General features: G+C 64.8%; 24 protein-coding genes. 11 read left to right on the top strand and 13 right to left on the bottom strand.

Annotation, left to right across the window (positions count from 1 at the left end):
- Positions 1-205 precede the first annotated feature (205 nt).
- The 10 genes from G559_RS0122145 to edd form a co-directional block, all read right to left on the bottom strand.
- Positions 206-1108, bottom strand: coding sequence for a D-hexose-6-phosphate mutarotase (locus G559_RS0122145; RefSeq protein ID WP_081668139.1), 903 nt, complete (start codon positions 1106-1108; stop codon positions 206-208).
- 12 nt (positions 1109-1120) lie between these two features.
- Positions 1121-2344, bottom strand: a complete 1224-nt coding sequence (locus tag G559_RS0122140; protein ID WP_028630347.1) for a maltoporin — start codon at positions 2342-2344, stop codon at positions 1121-1123.
- A 112-nt stretch (positions 2345-2456) separates the two neighbouring features.
- Entirely contained in the window at positions 2457-3608 is a 1152-nt protein-coding gene (locus G559_RS0122135) for an ABC transporter ATP-binding protein (RefSeq protein ID WP_028630346.1), read from the bottom strand.
- 11 nt (positions 3609-3619) lie between these two features.
- Positions 3620-4465, bottom strand: coding sequence for a carbohydrate ABC transporter permease (locus tag G559_RS0122130; protein ID WP_028630345.1), 846 nt, complete (start codon positions 4463-4465; stop codon positions 3620-3622).
- Positions 4458-5366, bottom strand: coding sequence for a carbohydrate ABC transporter permease (locus G559_RS0122125; protein ID WP_028630344.1), 909 nt, complete (start codon positions 5364-5366; stop codon positions 4458-4460). Before G559_RS0122125 ends, G559_RS0122130 begins: the two co-directional genes overlap by 8 nt.
- 226 nt (positions 5367-5592) lie before the next feature.
- Positions 5593-6846, bottom strand: a complete 1254-nt coding sequence (locus G559_RS0122120; protein WP_028630343.1) for an ABC transporter substrate-binding protein — start codon at positions 6844-6846, stop codon at positions 5593-5595.
- Positions 6847-7020: 174 nt separating this feature from the next.
- Positions 7021-8436 (bottom strand): ATP-binding protein, encoded by a 1416-nt coding sequence (locus G559_RS0122115; RefSeq protein WP_051246834.1) that lies wholly within the window; start codon positions 8434-8436, stop codon positions 7021-7023.
- Between the two features lie 4 nt (positions 8437-8440).
- Entirely contained in the window at positions 8441-9172 is a 732-nt protein-coding gene (locus G559_RS0122110) for a response regulator (protein WP_028630341.1), read from the bottom strand.
- Between the two features lie 121 nt (positions 9173-9293).
- Entirely contained in the window at positions 9294-10262 is a 969-nt protein-coding gene (locus tag G559_RS0122105; protein ID WP_028630340.1) for a glucokinase, read from the bottom strand.
- Complete coding sequence (edd, locus tag G559_RS0122100; protein WP_028630339.1) at positions 10259-12085, bottom strand: phosphogluconate dehydratase; 1827 nt, start codon at positions 12083-12085, stop codon at positions 10259-10261. The genes G559_RS0122105 and edd overlap by 4 nt, the downstream gene beginning before the upstream one ends.
- A gap of 360 nt (positions 12086-12445) precedes the next feature.
- Here edd and G559_RS30710 point away from each other — a divergent pair, with 360 nt between their 5' ends.
- The 3 genes from G559_RS30710 to G559_RS0122085 all read left to right on the top strand — a co-directional run bounded on the left by G559_RS30710 (position 12446) and on the right by G559_RS0122085 (position 13538).
- Positions 12446-12586 carry a hypothetical protein gene (locus G559_RS30710; protein WP_169338777.1) on the top strand — a complete coding sequence of 47 codons (141 nt, stop codon included), beginning with the start codon at positions 12446-12448 and terminating at the stop codon, positions 12584-12586.
- Positions 12587-12650: 64 nt separating this feature from the next.
- On the top strand, positions 12651-13076 hold the full coding sequence (locus G559_RS0122090) for an organic hydroperoxide resistance protein (RefSeq protein ID WP_028630338.1): 426 nt from the start codon (positions 12651-12653) through the stop codon (positions 13074-13076).
- Between the two features lie 144 nt (positions 13077-13220).
- Positions 13221-13538 carry a heavy metal-binding domain-containing protein gene (locus G559_RS0122085; protein ID WP_028630337.1) on the top strand — a complete coding sequence of 106 codons (318 nt, stop codon included), beginning with the start codon at positions 13221-13223 and terminating at the stop codon, positions 13536-13538.
- Between the two features lie 96 nt (positions 13539-13634).
- Here G559_RS0122085 and ppk2 read toward each other — a convergent pair whose 3' ends face one another.
- Together ppk2 and G559_RS0122075 are read right to left on the bottom strand one after the other, a co-directional pair.
- Positions 13635-14459, bottom strand: coding sequence for a polyphosphate kinase 2 (ppk2, locus tag G559_RS0122080; RefSeq protein ID WP_028630336.1), 825 nt, complete (start codon positions 14457-14459; stop codon positions 13635-13637).
- Positions 14460-14609: 150 nt separating this feature from the next.
- The gene (locus G559_RS0122075; RefSeq protein ID WP_028630335.1) at positions 14610-16007 is read right to left on the bottom strand and encodes a purine-cytosine permease family protein; all 1398 of its coding nucleotides are present in this window, start codon (positions 16005-16007) and stop codon (positions 14610-14612) included.
- Between the two features lie 347 nt (positions 16008-16354).
- Between G559_RS0122075 and G559_RS0122070 the strand changes: the two genes are divergently transcribed.
- From G559_RS0122070 to G559_RS0122050, 5 genes are all read left to right on the top strand, one after another.
- Positions 16355-16840 (top strand): flavin reductase family protein, encoded by a 486-nt coding sequence (locus G559_RS0122070; RefSeq protein ID WP_028630334.1) that lies wholly within the window; start codon positions 16355-16357, stop codon positions 16838-16840.
- A gap of 434 nt (positions 16841-17274) precedes the next feature.
- Entirely contained in the window at positions 17275-18318 is a 1044-nt protein-coding gene (locus G559_RS0122065; RefSeq protein WP_028630333.1) for an LLM class flavin-dependent oxidoreductase, read from the top strand.
- Between the two features lie 68 nt (positions 18319-18386).
- Positions 18387-18545 carry a hypothetical protein gene (locus tag G559_RS30705; protein ID WP_169338776.1) on the top strand — a complete coding sequence of 53 codons (159 nt, stop codon included), beginning with the start codon at positions 18387-18389 and terminating at the stop codon, positions 18543-18545.
- Between the two features lie 125 nt (positions 18546-18670).
- Positions 18671-19357 carry a cysteine hydrolase family protein gene (locus G559_RS0122055; protein ID WP_028630332.1) on the top strand — a complete coding sequence of 229 codons (687 nt, stop codon included), beginning with the start codon at positions 18671-18673 and terminating at the stop codon, positions 19355-19357.
- Positions 19358-19362: 5 nt separating this feature from the next.
- Positions 19363-20718, top strand: a complete 1356-nt coding sequence (locus G559_RS0122050) for a purine-cytosine permease family protein (protein ID WP_028630331.1) — start codon at positions 19363-19365, stop codon at positions 20716-20718.
- 142 nt (positions 20719-20860) lie between these two features.
- Here the strand turns inward: G559_RS0122050 and G559_RS0122045 are convergent, their stop codons facing one another.
- The gene (locus G559_RS0122045) at positions 20861-21526 is read right to left on the bottom strand and encodes a LuxR C-terminal-related transcriptional regulator (protein ID WP_028630330.1); all 666 of its coding nucleotides are present in this window, start codon (positions 21524-21526) and stop codon (positions 20861-20863) included.
- A gap of 174 nt (positions 21527-21700) precedes the next feature.
- Between G559_RS0122045 and G559_RS0122040 the strand changes: the two genes are divergently transcribed.
- Genes G559_RS0122040 through G559_RS0122030 form a run of 3 tightly spaced genes read left to right on the top strand, consistent with a single transcriptional unit; the run spans position 21701 to position 24187 of the window.
- Positions 21701-22228 (top strand): dimethylamine monooxygenase subunit DmmA family protein, encoded by a 528-nt coding sequence (locus tag G559_RS0122040; RefSeq protein ID WP_028630329.1) that lies wholly within the window; start codon positions 21701-21703, stop codon positions 22226-22228.
- Positions 22225-23154 (top strand): PDR/VanB family oxidoreductase, encoded by a 930-nt coding sequence (locus G559_RS0122035; protein WP_028630328.1) that lies wholly within the window; start codon positions 22225-22227, stop codon positions 23152-23154. Before G559_RS0122040 ends, G559_RS0122035 begins: the two co-directional genes overlap by 4 nt.
- A gap of 16 nt (positions 23155-23170) precedes the next feature.
- Positions 23171-24187 carry a heme-dependent oxidative N-demethylase family protein gene (locus G559_RS0122030; RefSeq protein ID WP_028630327.1) on the top strand — a complete coding sequence of 339 codons (1017 nt, stop codon included), beginning with the start codon at positions 23171-23173 and terminating at the stop codon, positions 24185-24187.
- Positions 24188-24197: the final 10 nt, after the last annotated feature.

Below are 24197 nucleotides of genomic sequence, written 5' to 3'. Positions count from 1 at the left end.
CTCGCCTGGGAAGGCGAAACCAGAAACATCCGCAGAACTCGGCAATCAACTTGGCGAAGGACGTTCTAGCAACACTTAACGCAGACATAGCCAATTCATTCGCCAAGGGTCGCGCAGCGGCCCCGAGGGAAGCCGGGGGCAGACCTTTGGCCTGCTTGGCGAATGAATTCGTCCCTACACCGCCAGAAGCGAGGCCCGCCCCCGATCACCCCACCCACGCCTTCAAACTCAACCTCGCTTCCTCCCCCGCCACCAGCTCCACGCTGTCCTCGCCACAGGCCGCGCCCTGCACGGAGAGAAAGCCAAGCCCTTCCGACCAGCGGACTTCCGCCAAGGGCCGGCTGCCCGGATGCCAGACCACGGTGCCAGGATTGCGCCCACCCTCGATGCACAACCGCCGCTGCCAGCCGGCGTCCTGAATCCGCACCCGACCACCGCGCCGGAACACCGTGTGGCAGCCGTCGATCACCCGTAGCTCACCTTCCTGCCGGCACGCCTCGCGGCTCAGCAGGTCGCGGCCTTCGGCGCCGTCCAGCCCCAGTAACCCGACCCGCGCCACATCGCTGACTCGCCAATAGGCGTGCAACGCGTGGCTGAGTACGCAGGGTTCGCTGTCACGGTGACGGGTGACCAATTGCACGCTCATGCGCTCACCCAACTCGGCCACCAGCTCCACCTGCCAGTCGTGCAGGTCGAGACGCCAGTTCAGGCGCACGCCGTCGGTGTCGGCCTCCTTGTGGATAAGTCGCCAATCCGACAGCCTCGCCCAACCGTGGTGCGGCCAACCACCTTCCATGGGGTGACGACCGAACCACGGCCAGCAGACCGGCACACCACCACGAATGGCACCGATGCGCGGCCAACGCGCCGCACACCAGAGCAACGGACGTTCGCCGGATGGCTGGAAATGCAGCAACTGGCCGCCCTGGCGGCTGAACACCGCCGAACAGCGCGGATGTTCCACCAGCAGCAGCTCGCGCCCCTGATGCTCGGTCCAGCGAAAGGGTTGCCCATTCGCCGGACGTAACAGGCCGGCAAGGGGATGGTCAGCACCCTCCCCCGCCTTCACCAGGCACGGCCCGCGACGGCGGATTTCACCGGCGGTCATCGTCGTTCCCGGTCATTTCCACCAGTACTCCAGTTGCACACCGAAGTTGGAGCCGTGCAGGGCATCGCCGAAGGCGCCGGTATCCGACAGCGCCGAGCCTGCTGCCAGTTCGCTGGCCGCGCGCTGGGCGGCTTCGTTCCAACTGGCGTAGGTGTAGTAGAGGCGGATTTCCGGACGCTCCCAGAAACCGGGACCGGCCGGCGACCAGGTGGGCGCGATGGTGAACTTGGTCAGCTTGCGGGTGCCGCCCGGGGCTTCAACCTGGTCGCGGCCCAGTTCGGTGACCAGCTTGAACTGCTCGGTAATCGCATAGCTCGGACGCACGCCGACGGACAACCAGTTCTGGTCGTCGCCATCGGGGCGCTTGTCCTTCTGGTAGATCACCTCGAACTGGCCACCGAAGCGCGGGGTCACCTGCCAGTCGAAGAACTCCACCACGCGCCAGCTCTGGTTGGCGTTGTCCAGGGTCGGGTCGCCGGTGTAGCCCAGCGCAGTGCCCGGACCACGCCCGTATTGCAGGGCAAAGGTGTTCACCCCGCCGAGGAACTCCTTCTGCTTGTGCTGCGCCGCCACCGACCAGCCGCTGTGGGCGTCCGTGCTGTCGGGCTTATCGATGTAGCTGACACCCAGCTCCACTTCGCCGCCGGGGTTGGTCTGGAAGCCCGCGACGTTGAAGTCATGACGGTTGATGTATGGGTCCTGGTCGTAGTTGTCCTTGCGCGAGAACACATAGCTGTATCTGAGGTCGCCGATGGCCACTTCATCGAAGCCGAAGCCGGTAGCGCTCTGGTTCCAGTAGTAGAAGTCGGAGATGTGGATATCGTTCCGCTTGTAGAAGCGGCGCCCCGCCCAGAAGGAGCCGCCGCCCAGCGCCGGCATGTTGCTCCACTCGGCGTACATCTGGTTCATCCGCGCGAAGCCGTGATCACCGGTGAACTCGGGCGTATGGCCGTATTCGTTGTAGAGCTGCGCCATGCCTTCGACGCTGACCACCGAGCCGTCATCGAGTTTGAGCAGGTCCTGGCGCAGGTCCAGTTCGATGTACTGCTCGCATTCGTTCCCCAGACGGTACTTCGATTGCGCCCCCGGCAACTGGAAGCAGGATTGTGTGCCGCCCTCGCTGGAACCGCCGGCGCCGCTGCGCATGTAGCCGGTGAACTCCACCGCCTGCGTCACACCGGAAACCGCGAAAAGCGCGCAGGGCAGTACCCACAAACCTTTGATCGTCGTGCTCATGTCCACTCCAGATTTTTATTGTTGTACGTCGATGGATCGTCTTTTCAGGTAGCCCAGGCGCAATCCGGGAAGGCCGTGCCAGCCAATCCCCGGATTTCATCCGGGCTACAGCTCAACGCCCCTTGAGCTGCGCCACCTTGGCTTGCCGCTCAGGGCTGCGGGCCTTTCCCGGTGCACACAGCCGCTCGCCGCTTTGCGCGTCGAACAGCAGCACCTTGTCGGGCGCGAACTGCAGGTCGAGGGTGTCGCCCACGCGCACCGGCGCATCGGGGGCCAGGCGGCAGCAGACCTTGGTCTGGTTGATCTCGACGAAGGCCAGGAGATCCGGGCCGGTGGGCTCCAGGACCTGCACCTCGGCACGAATGACCGGCAGGTCGCTGGCGCCGACCAGGACCTGCTCAGGGCGGATGCCGAGGGTCAGTTCGCGCCCTTCCAGATCGCCATCGGCGCCGCCCAGGGGTAGCTCGCAGTGGCCGTCGGCGCTGTCCAGCAGGCCCACCAGGCGGCCGTCGCGACGCTGCAGGCGCAGGGGGATGAAGTTCATCGGCGGCGAGCCCATGAAGCCGGCGACGAAGAGGTTGGCCGGGTCGTTGTAAATCTGCTGCGGGGTGCCGAACTGCTGGATGATGCCGTCCTTCATCACCGCCACCTTGTCACCCAGGGTCATGGCTTCGATCTGGTCGTGGGTGACGTAAACGGTGGTGGTCTTCAGCCGCTGGTGCATCAGCTTGATCTCGGTGCGCATCTCCACCCGCAGCTTGGCGTCGAGGTTCGACAGCGGCTCGTCGAACAGGTAGATCTTCGGCCGCCGCGCCAGCGCCCGGCCCATGGCCACGCGCTGTTGCTGGCCACCGGAGAGCTGGCCCGGCTTGCGCTGCAGCAGGTGCTCGATCTGCAGCAGCTTGGCCACGCGCGCTACCTCGGCGTCGATATCGGCCGCCGGCATCTTGCGGATCTTCAGGCCAAAGGCGATGTTCTCGCGCACATTCATGGTCGGGTACAGGGCATAGGACTGGAACACCATGGCGATGTCCCGATCCTTGGGGCTCATGCCGCTGATGTCCTGGCCATCGACCATGATCGCGCCACCGCTGATGCTCTCCAGCCCGGCGATGCAGTTCATCAGGGTGGATTTGCCGCAGCCCGAGGGGCCGACGAGGATCAGGAACTCGCCGGAGTCGATGGACAGCTCGATGTTCTTCAGGGTGTCCGCCAGGCCGCTGCCGTAGGACTTGTTGACGTTGCGCAGTTCGAGGGTTGCCATGGGTGCGACTCCTAGCCTTTTACAGCGCCGGCAGTGAGCCCGCGCAGGAAGTATTTGCCGGCCAGCACGTAGACCAGCAGGGTGGGCAGGCCGGCGATCATCGCGGCGGCCATGTCGACGTTGTATTCCTTGGCTCCGGTGCTGGTGTTCACCAGGTTGTTCAGGGCCACGGTGATGGGCTGGGTGTCGCCGCTGGCGAACACCACGCCGAAGAGGAAGTCGTTCCAGATCTGGGTGAACTGCCAGATCAGGCAGACCATGATGGTCGGCACCGACATGGGCAGCAGGATGCGCCCGAAGATGGTGAAGAACCCCGCCCCGTCCAGCCGCGCCGCGCTCACCAGGGCGTTCGGGATGCTCACGTAGAAGTTGCGGAAGAACAGCGTGGTGAAGGCCAGGCCGTAGACCACATGCACCAGCACCAGGCCACCGGTGGTGTTGGCCAGGCCGAACTGGCCGAGGGTGAAAGACGCCGGCAGCAGCACCACCTGGAACGGCAGGAAGCAACCGAACAGCAGCAGCCCGAAGAACAGCTGCGATCCGCGGAAGCGCCACATGGACAGCACGTAGCCATTCAGCGCGCCGAGCAGGGTCGAGATGATCACCGCCGGAACGGTGATCTTCACCGAGTTCCAGAAGTAACCGCCAACGCTGGCCCAGGCCTTGGCCCAGCCCACCAGGGTGAACACGTCGGGCAGCGACAGCAAGTTGCCGGTGCGGATGTCGTCCGGCGTCTTGAAGCTGGTCAGCAGCATCACCACCAGCGGCACCAGGTACACGGCGCAGGCAACGAACAGCGTGGCGTGGATGGCCAGGCGGCTGAAACTGAAGGCGGGTTTTCCGGCCAGGCTAGTCATGGCGCTTGTTCCTCAGTTCGGAGTACAGGTAGGGCACCAGGATCGCCAGCACCGCGCCGAGCATGAGCATCGCGCTGGCGGCGCCGAGGCCCATCTGGCCGCGGGTGAAGGTGTGGGCGTACATGAACATCGCCGGCAGGTCGGAGGCGTAGCCGGGGCCGCCGGCGGTCATCGCCGCCACCAGGTCGAAGCTCTTGATGGCGATGTGGGCGAGGATCATCAGCGCGCTGAAGAACACCGGACGCAGGCTCGGCAGGACGATGCGCAGGTAGATGGTCGGCAGGCTCGCCCCATCCACCTGGGCCGCGCGGATGATCGACTGGTCCACCCCACGCAGGCCGGCGAGGAACAGCGCCATGACGAAGCCCGAGGACTGCCACACGGCGGCGATCACCAGGCAGTAGACGACCCGGTCCGGGTCCACCAGCCAGTCCAGGCGGAAGCCTTCCCAGCCCCAGTCGCGCAGCAGCTTGTCCAGGCCGAGGCCGGGGTTGAGCAACCACTTCCAGGCGGTGCCGGTAACGATCATCGACAGCGCCATGGGGTAGAGGTAGACGGTGCGGATGAAGCCTTCGCGGCGGATGCGCTGGTCCAACAGCACCGCCAGGAACACGCCGATCACCAGGCTGATGCCGATGAACATCCCGCCGTAGACCAGCAGGTTCTGGCTGGCCACCCACCAGCGGTCGTTGTCCAGCAGGCGCTCGTACTGCTGCAGCCCGACGAACTTGTAGCTGGGCATGAAGCGCGAGTTGGTGAAGGACAGCAGGAAGGTCCAGAGGATGTAGCCATAGAAGCCGACCAGCACGATCAGCACACTGGGCGCCAGTACCAGCCTGGGCAGCCAGCGTTGCAGCGCGTCCAGCGGTGAGGCCTTGGCGAAGACTGCGGTTGAAGACATGGATAACTCCTCGCAAGGAAAGAGCTGTGGCACGGACCTCGTAGGAGCCAGCTTGCTGGCGAACAGAGGCAGCCGACCGGCATCGAGGTTGCCGACCAACTCCGCATCGCCAGCAAGCTGGCTCCTACAGGTAATTCAGGCGCGACAGATCCCGAGGCACATGCCTGGGCATGTGCCGGAAATCAGACCTGGAATCCGGCGGGGCGAGGCCCGCCCGGGTGCGCGCTTACTGCACCGCTTCGATCGCGGCGGCCAGTTGCTGCGCGGCCTTCTTCGGGTCGGCGGCGGGGTCGTTGAAGAAGTTGGTCACCACGTCGAATACCGCGCCCTGCACGTAGCTGGAGGCGGCCATGCCGTGGGCCAGGCTGGGCTGCAGGCCGTCGCCGGCCGCCGCTTCCTTGAAGTCCTTCATGGACTGCTGGGCGCAGGCGTCGAAGCTCGACATGTCCTGATCGAGGCGAACAGGGATGGAGCCCTTGTTCTGGTTGAAGAACTGCTGGAACTGCGGCTCGAGCACCGTGCGCGCCAGGTCGTTCTGTGCCTGGATGTTCGCTTCATCCTTGAGCTTGAACATGGCCAGGGAGTCGATGTTGTAGGCGAAGCTGCCCTGGGTGCCAGGGAATGGCAGGCACTGGTAATCCTTGCCCGCCACCTTGCCGGCGGCGCTCCACTCGCTCTTGGCCCAGTCGCCCATGACCTGCATGCCGGCCTTGCCGTTGATGACCAGGCCAGTGGCGCTGTTCCAGTCGCGGCCGGCGGCGTCGGGGTCGACGTAGCCGCGCAGCTTCTTCAGGACGGCGAAGACTTCCACCATCTTGTCGCTGGTGAGGGTCGCCTTGTCCTGCAGGACGAAGGCCTTGTGGTAGCCCTGCGGGCCGAGAATGCTGAACACCAGATCCTCGAACACCGTGCCGTCCTGCCAGGGCTGGCCACCGTGGGCGAGCGGGATGAAGCCGGCAGCCTTGAGCTTGTCGGCGACCGCGAAGAATTCGTCGAGCGTCGTGGGCGGCGTCGCGCCGGCCTTCTGGAAGACCTCTGGGTTTATCCACAGCCAGTTGACCCGGTGCACGTTGACCGGCACGGCCACGTAATGGCCGTCGTATTTCATGATGTCCGCCACCTGCTTGGGCAGCAGGGAATCCCACTTGCCCTCGCTGGAGACCTCGTCCAGCTCAGCCAGCAGACCCAGCTCGCCCCACTCCTGGATATCCGGCCCCTTGATCTGCGCGGCAGACGGCGGATTGCCGGAGACGGCGCGGGTTTTCAGCACGGTCATGGCGGCCTCGCCACCACCACCGGCAACGGCGAAATCCTTCCAGGTGTGGCCTTTCTCTTCGACGAGTTTCTGCAGGGTATCGGCAGCACGCTTCTCGCCACCGGACGTCCACCAATGCAGGACTTCCACTTCGCCGGCGAGGGCGGACAGGGGGAACAGGGAGGCGAGGGAAACGACAGCGGCCAGGCGGGAGATGGCATTCATGGACAGGGATACCTTCTTGTTTTTATGACTGTGCAAGTCGGTGCTTGCGCTTGCCTGCAGTCTAACCACGGCCTTCAAGCCCGCGGGTAACAAAGGGATAGTGGATGGTCACGGGGTGGTTACAAACGATGATGCGCGGAAAGGCACCCTCTCCCGAAGGGAGAGGGGGGACAATCAGGCCTGCCTGGGCAACCACAGCGTCACCCGCAAGCCGCCTTCACGCAGATTGCGCAGGCTCAGCTCTCCGCCATGGCTGTGCGCCAGATTCCGCGCGATGCCCAGCCCCAGCCCGTAGCCCTGCGTGTGGCCGGCCAGGCGGAAGTGCGGCTCGAACACCTGTTCCAGCTTCTGCTCCGGCACGCCGGGGCCTTCGTCGTCGACATGCAGCACGAAGGCGTCGTCGCTGTCTTCGATCTGCAGGTGCGCGCGCTCGCCGTATTTCAAAGCGTTGTCCACCAGGTTGCCGATGCAGCGACGCAGGGCCAGGGGCTTGCCGGGGTAGGAGGCACTTGCCTCCCCTTCCAGCGTCACCTGGCCGGAGCCGAGGTAGGGTTCGATCAGCCCATGCAACAGGTGGTTGAGATCCACCGGCTCGATGTTCTCGTGGATGTCGGTGTCCTTCACGCACTGCAGCGCGCCCTTCACCAGCAATTCCAGTTCATCCAGGTCACGACTGAACTTGGCCTGCAGCGTCTCGTCCTCCAGCAGCTCAACCCGCAGGCGCAGTCGGGTGATGGGGGTGCGCAGGTCGTGGGAGATGGCACTGAACAACTGGCTGCGTTCGCTGAGGTAGCGGCTGATGCGTTCGCGCATGCTGTTGAAGGCGCGGCTCACGTCGGCCACTTCGCTGCCACCGGCTTCCTGCAGGGGCTCCACTTCCGCCCCCAGGGACATTTCCCGTGCAGCCCTGGCCAGACGCTTCAGCGGGCGGCTCTGCCAGTGCACCAGCAGGCCGATGAACAGCAGCAGGAACGAGCTTGTGAGGATGATGAACCAGAGCTGCTGGGTGGGCAGGCCCTGGTCTTCCAGCGTGGCGTAGGGCTCGGGCATCAAGGATGCGAGGTACAGCCATTCGCTGGGCCCGATCTGGATCTGGGTGACCAGAATGGGCGGATTCACCGGCTCCAGGGTCAGCGCGTAGTGAGCCCAGGAGCGCGGCAGTTCGTCGAGCTTCAGGCCGCTGTTGAAGATGCGCAGATCGTCCGGATTGACGAAGTGCAGGGACAGGTCCACCTGCTTGCCCAGCCGTTCACGCAGCACCGCTTCCACCTCGTCGAGCACCGCGCGCTTGCGCGGGGTTTCCGGCAGCACGCGCATCTCCAGCGGCTTGTCGTTGAGGGACACGAAGAAACGCGTGCCGCCCATGGAGCGCAACTGATCCAGCACCATGGGGCGGTAGCCGATGGGCAGCGAGCGGATGTAGCTGACGCTGGCGACCATGGATTGCGCCAGGCTGCGGGCGCTGGTGAGCAGGCCTTCCATCTGGCTGGCGCGCAGCTGCGAGACCCAGATGACGCTGGACAACGCCTGCGCCAGCAGCACCACCAGCAGGGTGAGAAACAGCATGCGCCCGAGCAGCGAGCGCGGCATCAGCCTAAGCATGGTGGTGCGGCGTCACCTGCGCCGCCAACAGGTAGCCCGCGCCGCGCACGGTGCGGATCAGCCGTGGCGCCTTGCCGGTGTCGCGCAGGCGTTGGCGCAGGCGGCTGACTGCCATGTCGACGATGCGCTCCAGGGGCATCACCTCGCGGCCACGGGTGGCGTTGGCGATGGTGTCGCGATCGAGGATCTGCTGCGGGTGGTCGAGAAAGAGCTTCAGCAGGGCGAAGTCGGCGCCGGAAAGGATCACCTCCTCGCCGTCCAGGTGAAACAGGCGATGGCTGATCATGTCCAGGCGCCATTCATCGAAGGCCAGCACCTCGACCACCGCACGCTCCTGACCGAAACCGACGCGACGCAACAGGGCCTTGATCCGCGCCAGCAGCTCGCGGGGGCTGAAGGGCTTGCCGAGGTAGTCGTCGGCGCCCAGCTCCAGGCCGATCACGCGGTCGGCTTCGTCGGAGCTGGCGGTGAGCATGATGATCGGCACCTGCGCGAGGCGCTGATGGGCGCGCACCCAACGACACAGGCTGAAGCCGTCTTCGTCGGGCAGCATCACGTCGAGTATCACCAGGTCAGCCGCCTCTTCACCCATAGCACGACGGAAGCCGTCGCCATCGGCCACGCTGCGCACCTGGAAGCCGGCGCGGCTCAGGTAGGTTTCTAGCAGTTCGCGAATCTCCTGGTCGTCATCCACCAGGAGAATGGATTTTCCGGATTGGCTCACAGTGGCCGTCCTTTGTTGTTCTGATCAAACACTGGTGATACGAGGTGCCGGTAGGATCGGTCGGGCGGCGTTCCGCGAGCCTGTGAAACCCATCGCTGGGGTTGATGGGTTTCGCTGCGCTCTACGCCATCCTACGGAGTGGCGACTGTTGCAGGGCGACGCCGGCGCCTTCCAGGCCGGGGTATTCAGCTGTCACCAGCCACACGGGGATGCCTTCGAAGTAACCGCTCATGCAGCCCTTGCTGGCGAAGGCGCGGGCGAAGCCGCTCTTCTGGAAAAAGGCTGCAAAGCGCGGCACCACGCCGCCGACTATATACACACCACCACGGCCGCCAAGGGTCAGCACGTTGTTACCGGCCACTCGCCCAAGCCAGCCACAGAACAGGTCCAGCACGTCCTCGGCCAGCGGGTCACCCGCCAACGCCGCCGCACTCACTTCAGCCGGCGAAGCCAGGCGCGGCGCATGACCGTCCACGGCACAGACGGCGCGATAGAGCTGCAGCAGGCCGTTGCCGCTGAGCACGTTCTCGGCGCTGACATGGCCGAGCTGGCCGTGCAGTTGCTGCCAGAGGGTTGCCTCGCGCAGGTTGCCCACCGGCAGGTCGACATGTCCGCCCTCCCCCGGCAACGCCTTCCAGCGCCCTTCGCCTAGCGGCAACAGGGTGCCGACGCCAAGGCCGGTGCCCGGACCGATCACCACCGCCGGACTGTCCGGGTCGGCGACGCCGGGACAGACCTGCAGCTTTTCGTGCTCGCGCAGGCGGGTCATGCCCAGGGCCATTGCGGAGAAGTCGTTGATCAGCAGCAATTCCTCCACCTGCAAGGTGCGGCAGAAGGCCGAGCGGCTCAGGCGCCAGTGATTGTTGGTGAAGCGGAAGTGCTCGCCACTCACGGGCCCGGCCACCGCCAGGCAGACGGCACCCAGGCTACCCAGCGCCAGGCCGAGGCCGGCAAGGTAATGACTGATGGCCTGTTCCGGCCCGGCGAAGTCGGCGGTGGCCAGCACCCGCACCGACTCCAGTTCCTCGTCGCGCCAGAGCGCGAAACGCGCATTGGTACCGCCAATGTCTCCAACCAGCGCCAGCTTCACTTCAGGCTCTCCAGGTTGCGGGTGAAGGCGCTGGCGCCCTGCTCGGCGCTGCTGAAGGACTCGCGCATGAAGGCAAAGAGTTCGCGCCCCGTTCCGACATTGGCTTCGAGGTCCCAGGGTGCCAGCTCGCGGGCGGCGAATTCGGCGGCATCTACCAGAACTTCCAGAGTGCCGGTGGTGCCGTCCACGCGCATCAGGTCGCCGTCGCGCACCCGCGCCAGCGGCCCGCCGTCGAAGGCTTCCGGGCAGACGTGGATGGCGGCAGGAATCTTGCCCGAGGCGCCGGACATGCGCCCGTCAGTGACCAGGGCCACCTTGAAGCCACGGTCCTGCAGCACACCGAGGAAGGGGGTCATCTTGTGCAGCTCGGGCATGCCGTTGCTGCGCGGGCCCTGGAAGCGCATCACCGCCACCAGGTCGCGGTCCAGTTCACCGGCCTTGAAGGCATCGGCCAGCGCCTGCTGGTCGTGGAAGACCCGCGCCGGGGCCTCGACCACCTGGTGCTCCGGTGCTACGGCGGACACCTTCATCACGCCACGGCCGAGATTGCCCACCATCACGCGCAGACCACCTTCCGGCGAGAAGGGCGTAGAAACCGGGCGCAGGATGGATGCGTCCAGACTCTTGCCCGAACCTTCGCGCCACACCAGCGTGCCGTCTTCCAGGAACGGCTCCCGGGTGTAATGGCGCAGGCCACGCCCCATGACGGTGTTGACGTCTTCATGGAGCAGGCCGGCATCGAGCAGCTCGCGCACCAGGAAGGCCACGCCGCCAGCGGCGTGGAAGTGATTGATGTCGGCCTTGCCGTTGGGATAGACGTGGGCCAGCGTCGGCACCACCTCGGAGAGGTCCGCCATGTCCTGCCAGGTGAGCTGGATGCCCGCCGCCTGGGCGATGGCAGGCATATGCAGGGTGTGGTTGGTGGAACCACCGGTGGCGTGCAAGGCAACGATCGAGTTGATCAGCACACGCTCATCGACGATTTCGCCAATGGGCACGAACTGCCCGCCCTGCTTCGTCAGGCGCGTGACCTGGCGCGCCGCCTCCACGGTCAGCGCCTCGCGCAGCGGGGTATTCGGGTTGACGAAAGACGCACCCGGCAGGTGCAGGCCCATCACTTCCATGAGCATCTGATTGGTGTTGGCGGTGCCGTAGAAGGTGCAGGTGCCGGGGCTGTGATAGGCCTTCATCTCCGACTCCAGCAGCTCGTCGCGGCTGGCCTTGCCCTCGGCGTAGCGCTGGCGCACTTCGGCCTTTTCCTTGTTCGACAAGCCCGACGGCATGGGTCCGGCCGGCACGAAGATCGACGGCAGGTGGCCGAAGCGCAGCGCGCCCATCATCAGGCCGGGGACGATCTTGTCGCAGATGCCGAGGAACAGTGCCGCATCGAACATGTTGTGCGACAGCGCCACCGCGGTGGACATGGCGATCACTTCGCGGCTGGCGATGCCCAGTTCCATGCCCGGCTCACCCTGGGTGACGCCGTCGCACATGGCCGGCACACCGCCGGCCACCTGACCCACCGAACCGATGTCGCGCAGGGCCTGGCGGATTTTTTCCGGGTAGTCCTCATAAGGCTGGTGGGCCGAGAGCATGTCGTTGTAGGCGGTGACGATGGCCACGTTGGCCGAATCCATCAGGCGCAGGCGCTGCTTGTCGCCACCACCGCAACCGGCCACGCCATGGGCGAAGTTGGCGCACTGCAGCTTGCCGCGCTGCGGCCCATCGCTGGCCGCCTTGTGAATCATCGCCAGGTAGCGCTCGCGGGTTGCGCGGCTGCGCTCCACCAGGCGTTCGGTTACCTCAAGTACGCGGGGATGCATGGATTCGACTCCAGGTAGCGGGTGGATTTGTTTTTATACAAACCACAATACTGCCAATTCGATTAGAAATTCACTAGGCAATGCAAAATATTTTGTTATTACAACAACAAAATCAAAGAGACCCGCTCTCATTCATATAGACCACCGACTCGGGCGGGGCCCGCAGCATAACCCCCGCCCCGCTCCGCCACCTATTCCACTCATGGCGCATTCCAGAGGCTTATGTCTTTTCTGATTTGGCGGTAGAACAAAATGCTCTAAAAATTAACTTGCGCGCAAAATAACTCAGCAGTAAATTCTGCTTCACCAACTTACTTAGCGCGCCAAACATTAACGAACCAACTACATCGGAGAATCGCCATGAAAGCCCTGATCACCTTCACCGCCATCCTCGCGTTTTCCTCCGCCAGCTTCGCCGATACCGGGAGCAGCGAGCAGAAAAGCAGCGGCAACGGTAGCGGCGCCCAATACCCGGAATGGCTGATCAACCACGACGGCTGATCCAGATAACCCAGACCACCCACGCACACCACGCAATCCAAACCTGACTGAAAAGGAAACCATCATGAGCATCGAAAACGTTCTCTACCGCGCCTACGCAGAAGCCACCGGCGGCCGTGAAGGCCGCGCCATCTCCTCCGACGGCGTGCTCGACGTCAGCCTGACTACCCCGCGCGAGCTGGGCGGTGCCGGCGGCGAAGGCACCAACCCCGAGCAACTGTTCGCAGCCGGCTACTCGGCCTGCTTCCTCGGCGCGCTGAAGTTCGTCGCCGCCCGCGACAAGCACAAGCTGCCGGCCGATACCTCCATCGAAGGCATCGTGGGCATCGGCGCCATTCCCACTGGTTTCGGCATCGAAGTGGAACTGCGCATCGACATCCCCGGCCTGGACCGTGAGGAAGCCCGCGCCATCGTGGACAAGGCCCACATCGTGTGCCCCTACTCCAACGCCACTCGCGGCAATATCGACGTGACCCTGACCCTGGTCTGAGTGGCCTGTGTCTTGTAGGGGTGAATTCATTCGCCAAGCAGGCCGCAGGTCTGCCTTTCACAGAAGCCAAGGGCAGCTACGCTGCCCTTGGCGATTGAAATCGCCCCTACACTGAACGCACTCAAACCAGACAGGGAGCTCCGCATGATCCTCTCCACCACCCCCACCCTCGAAGGCCGAACCATCCGCGAATACAAGGGCATCGTGGTCGGCGAAGCCATTCTCGGCGCCAACGTGTTCCGCGACCTGTTCGCCGGCATCCGCGACATCATCGGCGGGCGTTCCGGCGCCTATGAAAAGGAGCTGGCCAAGGCCCGTGAAATCGCCTTTGAGGAGTTGTCCGAGCACGCCGAAAAGCTCGGCGCCAACGCGGTGGTCGGTATCGATATCGACTACGAGGTGGTCGGGCAGAACGGCAGCATGCTGATGGTGAGCATCAGCGGCACCGCCGTGGTGATCTGATTCAACGGACCCTGGCCTGCACCCACCTGTGTGACGTGCAGGCCATAGGCCCCACCAGAAATGCGCGGTAGCCGGGACCGGCGCCGAAGGCCAATATCAGAAGCGCTCCTCGATCATCCTGAAGGGATAGGGCGCCGCCTTGTACTTGCCGAGCTTGCCACGCTTGGGCAGCTCCACTTTCTGCTCCCGGGTCAGATCCTTGTAGGGAATCTGCTTGAGCAGGTGGCTGATGATGTTCAGCCGCACGCGCCGCTTGTCTTCGGAATGCGCCATGTACCACGGCGCCCAGGATGAATCGGTGGCCGCGAACATCTCGTCGCGGGCACGGGTGTAGTCGTCCCACCTGGCGTAGGACTTGAGGTCCATGGGCGACAGCTTCCAGATCTTGCGCCCATCATCGATGCGATCCTTGAGACGCCGGGTCTGCTCCTCGGCGCTCACTTCCAGCCAGTATTTGATCAGGATGATTCCGGACTCGACCACCATCTTCTCGAACAGCGGCGTCACCGCGAGGAACTTGCGCGCCTGCTCCTCGGTACAGAAGCCCATTACCCGCTCGACGCCAGCGCGGTTGTACCAGCTGCGGTCGAAGATCACGACTTCGCCGGCCGCCGGCATATGGGCCAGATAGCGCTGGCCGTACATCTGGGTCTTCTCTCGATCGGTGGGTGCAGGCAGCGCCACCACACGGAACACGCGGGGGCTGACCCGCTCGGTGATGGCCTTGATGGTCCCGCCCTTGCCGGCGCCATCACGCCCCTCGAAGACGATGCAGACCTTGAGTCCCTGGTCCACCACCCACTGCTGGAGCTTCACCAGCTCCACGTGCAGGCGCTTGAGTTCGCTTTCATATTCCTTGCGACCGAAGCTTTCGCTCTGCGCCGTCGCACCGGCGGCAACCTTTTTCTTGCCCTTTGCCATGACCTGCTCCACTCCTGGGGGAATCCGATCATTACAAGCTAGCTGAGCATTGGCGTCTTGCAGGGCGAAACGGCAGGCGACACCCCGGAAAGCAGAACGCCCCGGCCTGCCAGGCAGGTCGGGGCGTTCCACGAGAACGGACTCAGGCGGTCATTCGGCCAGGCTCAACGCCCCCGTCAGCACCTTCTTGCCGCGGGTGGCCAGGCAGTAATACAGCGGCGCGGTCACCAGCAGGCCGGCCAGCCAGGACAGGTCGACGCCTTCGATGTAGTTGGCGTAGGGCCCGACGTAGAGCGCGGTATTGGCAAACGGCAGTTGCACCAGGATGCCGATGAAGTAAGCGGTGATGGCATGCGGGTTGAAACGTCCGTAGATCCCGCCATCGGCCTTGAAAATCGAGGCGATGTCGTAGCGGCCGCGCTTGATCAGGTAGAAGTCCACCAGGTTGATGGTGGCCCAGGGCACCAGGACCAGCAGCAGCGCCAGGATCAGCCCGATGAAGTGGGAGATGAAATTCGCCGAGGCACTCAGGGCCATCAGGCAGCAACCGGCCAGTACCACGGCCGACAGGACCACCCGCACGCGGATGCTCGGCGTCCAGCTACCGGCGAAGGTCTGGATCGAGGTGACGATGGACAGCACCGCGCCATACAGGTTGAGCGCGTTGTGGCTGATGATGTTGAGCAGGAACAGCACCATCAGCAGCGGTCCGAGCACGCCGGTGGCCTGTTTCACCGCGGCCATGGCTTCGGTGCCTTCAGGAGTCGCCAGCACGGCCACCGCGCCGAAGCTGAAGGACAGGATGGTGCCCAGGCAGGCGCCGAAGTAAGTGGCCCAGAACGGCTTGGCGATACCAATGCTGGCCGGCAGGTAGCGCGAGTAGTCAGAAACGTAGGGCGAGAAACTCAGCTGCCAGATGATCCCCAGGCAGATGGTCGCCAGAAAGCCCGACAGGTTGAAGCCACCACGGCTGAAAAAATCCGCCGGCAGCTCACTGCAGAAAATGGTGATGAAGCCGGCCAGCAGCGCGGCGCCCATTACCCAGGTGCCGATGCGGTTGAGCGTGTGGATGAAGCGATAGCCGATCACACCGATAGCGGTGGCACTGATGGCGCCAATGATGATGGCCGCCGGCAGCGGCACTGCCGGCGCGATACCGTGGATCGACTCGCCGGCCAGGACGATATTGGAAATGAAGAAACCGACATAGATGACCGCCGCGAACAGCACGATCAGCAGCGCGCCATAACGGCCGAACTGGCCCCGGCTCTGGACCATCTGCGGGATGCCCATCTGCGGTCCCTGGGCGGAGGCCAGCGCTATGAAGACGCCGCCAACCATATTCCCCAACACGATGGCCAGCAGGCCCCAGAGCAGGTCGAGGTGGAACACCTGGACCACCATGGCCCCGGTGACGATCGGCAGTGGTGCAATGTTGGTGCTGAACCAGAGCGTGAACAGGTCACGGGCCTTGCCATGACGCTCGGCGGGCGGCACATAGTCGACGCTATGGTTCTCGATCAGCGTCTGCTGGGAATTCTCGGACATCGTCTTGCCTTGCTTATTGTCTTTGTAGAAAGCCACGAAGGGCGCAATCGGGTCCCGTGACGACGACGTCAGCCGCCCAAATGCGAACACCATATTATGGTATTCCAAGACTCAGACAAGGAGTTTTTAGAAGCAGAACTGTACTGAAAACTGCCAGACTTCTTGCTGAAACGATCAACCTTTCTCCTCTGGATGCCCGTATTCATTGGCCTCCAGCGGATTTCCCCACGTTCGTCGGCCTGCGCGCGGCTGTGGGAAAAATCTGCTTGCATTGCAGGTATTACGGTATACCATCAGACACAGATGCGCTGCCGGTCGCAGCCACTTGCTCCCGATAGGTACCCGAAATGATCGACACCAATGCCTACAAACAAGTCATGGGCTCCTTCCCTTCCGGCGTCACTGTCATCACCACCCTGGATGACGACGGCCAGATCGTCGGGCTGACCGCCAGCGCCTTCAGCTCCCTGTCCATGGACCCGGCCCTGGTGCTGTTCTGCCCCAACTACAGCTCCGACTCCTATCCGGTGCTGATCAAGAGCAAACGCTTCGCCATTCACCTGCTGTCCGCCGAGCAGCGCGACGAGGCCTACGCCTTCGCGAAGAAGGGCAAGGACAAGGCCCAGGGCATCGACTGGAGCCTGAGCGAGCTGGGCAACCCGATCCTGGCCAATGCCACCGCCATCATCGAATGCGAGTTGTGGCGCGAATACGAAGGCGGCGACCACGCCATCCTGGTGGGCGCCGTGAAGAACCTGATCGTCCCCGAGCAGGACGTGATCCCGATGATCTACTGCCGCGGCAAGATGGGCGCGCTGCAGGCCTTCGCCTGACATCAAGTTGATGTGTGCCTTGATTCCCGCCCCCTTGATTGGGGGCTTTTTTTGCCCTCGCATCGGGCGCTTTTCGAACTCATTGGCTATGTCTGCGTTGGCTGTTGCGAGAGATTGGCCATCGGGCCAGCTCCTACAGGCAATGCAGCTGCTTGCGACACGTGATGCGGACATAGCCAATTCATTCGCCAAGCAGGCCGCAGGTTGGTGCTGAGCTCCGCGAAGCCCAACGGCGACGCCTCCGCCTGGGCGTAAGGCAATCACGGGACCATCCTTACTGGGTAGTTGTTCTGGCGGAAAGACCTTGCAGATATTCCGTATTATGGTATACCAATATTCAGCAAGCCGCCCAGCAGGTCAGAAGCCCCTGGCGGCGTCACCCCACCGCAGCGGCCGCTCCGTGGCCACGCAGAAAAAGGTTCGAGGTAAGCGACATGAAATTCTCTTTGTTCGTGCACATGGAGCGCTACGACGAGCAGATCAGCCACCGCCAGCTCTTCGAAGATCTGACCGAGCTGACGCTGATGGCCGAGGCCGGCGGATTCAGCACGGTCTGGATCGGCGAACACCATGCGATGGAATACACCATCTCGCCGAGCCCCATGCCGCTGCTCTCCTACCTGGCCGCCCGCACCACGACCATTCGCCTGGGTGCCGGCACCATCATCGCGCCCTTCTGGCACCCCATCCGCGTCGCCGGTGAGTGCGCGCTGCTGGACGTGATCAGCAATGGCCGCATGGAAGTGGGCCTGGCCCGCGGCGCCTACCAGTACGAATTCGACCGCATGGCCGGCGGCATGCCCGCCACCAGCGGCGGCCAGGCCCTGCGCGAAATGGTCCCGGTGGTGAAAGCCCTCTGGCAGGGTGACGTTGCCCACGACGGCGAGATCTGGAAGTTCCCCACCTCCACCTCCTCGCCCCGACCGATCCAGAAGCCCACGCCGCCGATGTGGATCGCCGCGCGCGACCCGGACTCCCACAACTTCGCCGTGGCCAATGGCTGCAACGTGATGGTCACCCCGCTGATGAAGGGTGACGAAGAAGTCGTGGACCTGAAGAACAAGTTCGAAGCCGCCCTGGCCAACAACCCGGACGTGCCGCGCCCGCAACTGATGGTGCTGCGTCATACCCACGTGCACAGCGTGGACGACCCGGAAGGCTGGAAGGTCGGCGCCGCCGCCATCTCGCGCTTCTACCGCACCTTCGATGCCTGGTTCGGCAACAAGCAAACCCCGGTCAACGGCCTCCTCCCGCCGAGCCCGGAAGAGAAGTTCAAGGACCGCCCGGAGTTCGAGCTGGAGAACATCCGCAAGAACACCATGATCGGCACCCCGGAAGAAGTCATCGCGCGCATCCGCCACTACCAGGAACTGGGCGTGGACGAGTTCAGCTTCTGGGCCGACAACAGTCTCTCCCACGCCGAGAAGAAGCAGTCCCTGGAGCTCTTCATCAAGCACGTGGTGCCGGCGTTCCGCTAACCTCTGCTGCAGGCGGCCGGGTCGGGCGACCCGGCCGCTTTTCACCAACCCACAGGTGGTCGAACGCCATGCACAAGACTGGCCTCACCTTCTGCACCCGCAAGCCACTGCCCGGGGCCGCCATGGCCTACCTGCGCGGCAAGTGGACGCCCGCCCATCTCTTCCTCAAGCGCTTGCGCTCCTCCGTCACCGCCAAGCAGAACGGCTTCTGGCAGATAGTCCGCTGACCAACTCTCAACGCTGAACTTCGCCCGCGTCCGACGTTTCGCCGCCCGACCAAGGTGCCTCCGTGCGCCTGGCCGACGTGGCTCGCCGCCGCGTACTCATGGCTGAACAACAACAAGAGTTGCTCATGAACACAGACAGCGCCTGCCTGGTCATCGACATGCAGCAGGAGGATGGTTTCCCCCTGCATGACCTGCACCGGGTCATCGACAACAACGCCGAACTGCTCGCAGCACTGCGCGGCATCGGCATCCCCGTCACCTACACCCGTCACATCAACGCGGCGGACGGCAGCGACCTGCCGCCCGGCGAACCGTTGGACAGCGCCGGACGCCCGCTCAGCTACTGCGCCGGCACCCGCCAGGTCCAGATCATCGAACGCCTGGCCCCTCGCGCCGGCGACCGGGTGATCGACAAACCGCGCTACAGCGCGTTCCACCGAACCGACCTGGACCGGCAACTGCGCGAACTGGGCGCGAAGCGGCTGATCGTCAGCGGTGTGCTCACCGATGCCTGCGTGCTGGCCACGGTGATGGACGCCTTCGCCCTGGGCTACCGCGTCGACCTCATCGCCGACGCCTGCGCCAGTACCACGGAGGCGGCCCACAACGCCGCCCTGCTGATCATGGCCAACTGGGTCTATGCCCTCGAACTCTTCTCCACCGCCCAGTACCTGAAGCGGCTGCGCGGCGAGCCGCACCAGTCGTGCCGCCCGACCGAGCCCGACCAGTTCGCCCACCGCCCCGAGCAGTTCGTCGCCACCATCGCCCGCTTGCAGACCGCGCTCGGCCTGCCGCGCCGGAATCAGGAGTGATCGCCATGCACGTCGAGAAAAGAAGCATCGATTTCATCCCCGAAAACGAACGTCACGGCCAGCCGGCGTCGCTGTTCTACATCTGGTTCGGCGCCAACATGAACATCACCACCATCGCCTCCGGCGTGCTGCCGGTGATGCTCGGCCTCAACCTGTTCTGGAGCGCCCTGGCGATCATCCTCGGCTCGCTGATCGGGGCCATCTTCATGGCCTCGCACTCGGCCCAGGGACCGAAGCTGGGCATCCCGCAGATGATCCAGAGCCGCGCCCAGTTCGGGGTGATCGGTGCCGTGCTGCCGCTGCTGTTCGTGATGCTCATCTACCTGGGTTTCTTCGTCAGCAATACCCTGCTGGCGGCCCAGGCCATCGCGTCGGTCAGCCCGCTGGACGGCGATGCCAACCTCTACCTGATCGGCGCGCTGTGCTTCCTGGTGGCGCTCTATGGCTACCGGCTGATCCACCGCCTGCAGAAGGTGCTGTCGTGGCTTTCGCTGCTGGTCTTCCTGATCGCCACCGCCATGGCCCTCAGCCTGCCGATCCCGGAAGGCCAGTGGTCGCTGGCGGGCTTCTCGCTGTCAAAGTTCCTGGTGGCGGTGAGCATCGCGGTCACCTGGCAACTGTCCTACGCACCCTATGTCGCCGACTACTCGCGCTACCTGCCGAGTTCGACGCCCATGTCCCGGGTGTTCTGGTACAGCTACGCCGGCACGGTGGCGGGCGGGGCCTGGATGATGATCCTCGGCGCCGTGCTGAGCGTCGCCATCAGCGGCTTCTCCGACAACGTCGGTAGCCACCTGGCCCTGCTGTTCGGCGTCGCCGCGCTACCGGTGTTCGCCTTCATCCTCTACGGCCAGGTGGCGATCAACGTGTTCAACCTCTATGGCGCGTTCATGTCCACGGTGACGGTGATCGAGCCGTTCTCGCGTCTGCGCGTCACGCCTGCCGTGCGTGGGCTGTTCATGCTGGCCATCAGCGTGATCGCCACGGCCCTGTGCACCATCAGCCAGGACAACTTCATCAGCTACTTCCTGAACTTCATCTTCTTCATGAGCTACTTCCTCATCCCGTGGACCGCCATCAACCTGGTGGACTACTACTGCCTGAGGAAAGGGGATTACTGCGTACCGGACATCTTCGACCTGAACGGCCGCTACGGCCGGGTCAACGCGGTGGCCTGCGGCAGCTTCCTGCTGACCATCCTGCTGGAGATTCCCTTCATGAACACCACCCTCTACGTCGGTCCCATCGCCCAGGCGCTGGATGGCGTCGACCTGGCCTGGGTGGTCGGATTGCTGGTGCCGGCACTGACCTATTACTGGGCAATGCGCCGTAGCCTGGCGCGCGACCTTCAGCTTTTGTAGCAACGCAGGATGGGTCGGGCGGCGTTCCGCGAGCTTGCGATACCCATCGCCCCTCCCGCCGATGGGTATCGCTTCGCTCAACCACATCCTACAAACGCGCCCCTCGTGCAGTCGGTAGCCCGGATGCAATCCGGGCTACCGACTAGTCGCGGCGCTCGAAGATCGCGCCCTCGATCCCCAGCACTTCGCCCGAACTGGAGTAGACGCCTACTCCGGTTTCCCAGACGTTCTTGATACGCCCATCGGCGCAGCGGATGCGGTAGCTCAGTTGGTAGGGCTCGCGCTTGAGCAGCGCACACTGCACGCAGTACCAGATGTAGTCGGCGTACTCGTCGAGGATCAGCGAACCGTAGCTGTGCTCGGGGTCGCGGGTCAGGTATTCGGCCGTGTAGCCGGTGAGGGTCAGGCAACCGGCGCTGACGTATTCCATGTACCAGGTGCGGTCGTTGTCGCCCCGGTAGATCAGCCCCGGCAGTTCATCGAGCAGCCCCGGAGCGGGCGGATTCGGTGCAGACGCAGCCGGGCGTGCACCCTCGCCGTGCAGCGGGACGTCGTCCACCCTGGGCCAGGAGGCGCTGCTGCGGTGGACCCGGGTGGCCAGTTCCAGACGCGAGTGCAGACGGAATTTGCGCAGCAGGTTGCGCACATAAATCTTCACCGTCCCGTCGCTGATGCCCAGCTCCCGGGCGATCTGCTTGTTGCTCAGCCCCGAGGCGATCAGCGACAGGGTCTGCCCTTCGCGCTCGGTCAGCTCATCGGCCAATGGCACCGGTGGCGCGGCGGGCGGTAACAGACTGGCGTTGTGCATCCCTCTCCTCCTCCGGTGGTCGCCTCTGGGCTGGCAGGTCCCCAGAAGCAGCAACTTCCATGCCTCCGAAAGGGCACTACCCCTTTTGGCATATCTCCTCCTGCGGATTGAGCGCCGATTCCCAAAGAGAAAATATTTTCTCCACGAGGAAACAGGCGAATCCGCGAGGACACCATGAGCACCACTGCAACCGACCACCCGTTCAGCGTGCCGCGCTACCCCAGCGGCCAGCCGAGCCTGACAGCCACCGAGCACCTGCTGGTGACCCAGGGCACGGGGCAGGATGACTGCGTCGCCCTCGCCGCGCAGCTGGGCCAGGCCCGGCTGACCCACCTGGCCCTGCCGGACTTCCCCAACCTCGCCGCCCTGCAACTGGCCCTGAGCGCCCAGTTGAAGGATGCCCGCGTCGGCCTGCGCCTGGACCTGCGGGGCGACGAAGCCTTCGTCTGGCCCCTGCACGCCCTGGCGCGGGCCGCTGGCCTGCAGGCCGACGAAATTCTCATAAGCAGCAACCCGGACGGCACCCGCCGGGTGTTCTGCGTGCACTGCGCCACCTGCCAGCCGGCAACGAGCGCCGGGCACCTGACCTGTGCCCAGTGCGGCGTAGTGCTGGAGGTGCGCCGCCACTTTTCGCAGCGCCTGGGTGCCTACCTCGGGGTCTGCGCCGATGCCGACCAGCCTTACCAGGAGGTTCGCCCATGAGCGCCCTGCTCGACGTCCGCGTTGCCGCCATCCGTGAGCTCACCCCGGTGATCCGCGAATACAGCTTCGAAGCACTGGCCGGCGCACTGCCGGGGTTCTCGGCGGGCAGCCACGTGCAACTGCACCTGCCCAACGGCCGGCGCAATGCCTACTCACTGCTGAGCGACCCCGCCGACACCCGCCAGTACCGCATCGCCGTGCGCCAGCAGGACGCCTCGCGGGGCGGCTCGCGCTACCTGCACCAGCACCTGAAGGTCGGCGACCGCCTGCGCCTGTCGCCACCGGCCAACCTCTTCCCGCTGCACGGAGAGGCACGGGAGCACATCCTGGTGGCCGCCGGCATCGGCATCACCCCCTTCATCGCCTACAGCCAGGAGCTCCTGCGCCGGGGCGCCGACTTCGAGCTGCACTACGCCTACCGCGCCGACACCAGCGACGCCTATGTCGAGGAACTGCGCCAGCAGCTGGGCCCGCGCCTGCACGAATACATCGGCGGCCAGCGCCGCCTCGACCTCGCCAGCCTGCTGCAGGGCCGCGCGCTCGGTGCCCACGTCTACGCCTGCGGCCCGCAATCCCTGCTGCTGGACCTTCAGGAACAGGCCACCGCCCAGGGCTGGAGCCCGCGCCGCGTGCACTGGGAAGCCTTTGCCGCGGCGGAGCCCGGCCAGCCGTTTCGCGTCGAGCTGGCGCGCAGTGGCCAGCAACTGGACGTGGCGGCGGACGAAAGCCTGCTGGAAGCCCTGGAAGCCGCCGGCGTGGAGGTGCCCAACCTCTGCCGGGGCGGAGTCTGCGGCCAGTGCCAGACGCCCTGGCTGAAAGGCGACGTGGAGCACCGCGACCACTTCCTCAGCGCCATCGAGCGCACCAGCAGCCTGATGCCCTGCGTCTCGCGCGGCTGCGGCAGCCCGATCCTGCTCGACCTCTGACCCGGAGACGCCACCCATGACCCTGACCTTCAAACCGCTGAAGAGCTACCGGGAAGACTTCAGCTTCCGCAACAGCCCGGCCGCCATCGCCCGTTTTCCCTTTCCCTTCCCGGAAGACCAGTACATGTACTCGGTCAACCTGGAGCCGGCGGTGTCCCGCGATCCCGGCTCGGTGTTCGAGCACTGCTTCGACATCGACGAGCACTACGTCTCGGAAATGGCCGAGCGCGCCCGCGTGCTGGAACTGGACCCCGACCGCTGCCTGGTGATGCCGCACATGGCCCAGGCCGCCTGGGACACCTTGGAAATGCTGATGGAAAACCTTTCCCGCGATTACCCGCAGCACTTCCGCCTGACCCGTGACGGCACGGCCTGGCACTGGCAGAACCTGGCGCTGGGCATCGACCAGCACTTCACCTACGGCGATCCGGCCACCCTGCCTTGCGAGCCACTGGAGTACATCACCCGCCAGATGCAGGGCGACTTCGCGGTGCTCGACCAGCGCGACGGCGACCTCTACATGGACGCCGGCATGGTCACCTGCCCGGCCGACTGGTCGCTGCGCTTCGACGCCGGCATGAGCTTCAAGCAGTGGCACTCGCCAGTGCCCATGGCGCACCAGATGGGCGTGTTCGACCGCGCGCTGAGGTACCTGCTGAACATCCAGGTCGGCCACCCGGTGCGCCGCCTGAACTGGACCCTGACCATCAACCCACGCCTGGACACCTCGCCCGAGACCTACCACGAGTGGGGCAACGATCGCGGCAAGGTCACGCCGGAGAACGTTGGCCGCCTGGTGCACCTGCGCGTCGAGCTGCAACTGATGGCACGCCTGCCGCGCTCCAACGCGCTGCTGTTCGGCATCCGCACCTACCTCATCAGCCTCGATGAACTGGTCAGCAACCCGGCCTGGGCCCAGCGCCTGCACCGGGTGATGCGCGACCTGCCGGACCCCATCGCCGACTACAAGGGCATCACCCGTTACCGCCAGACGCTGGTGGACTGGCTACGCCGGTTCGACGCCGACGCCTGACCCATCACGC

Source organism: Metapseudomonas resinovorans DSM 21078 (genome assembly GCF_000423545.1).
Lineage (GTDB): Bacteria > Pseudomonadota > Gammaproteobacteria > Pseudomonadales > Pseudomonadaceae > Metapseudomonas > Metapseudomonas resinovorans.
This window is presented reverse-complemented; position numbering and strand designations above follow the sequence as displayed.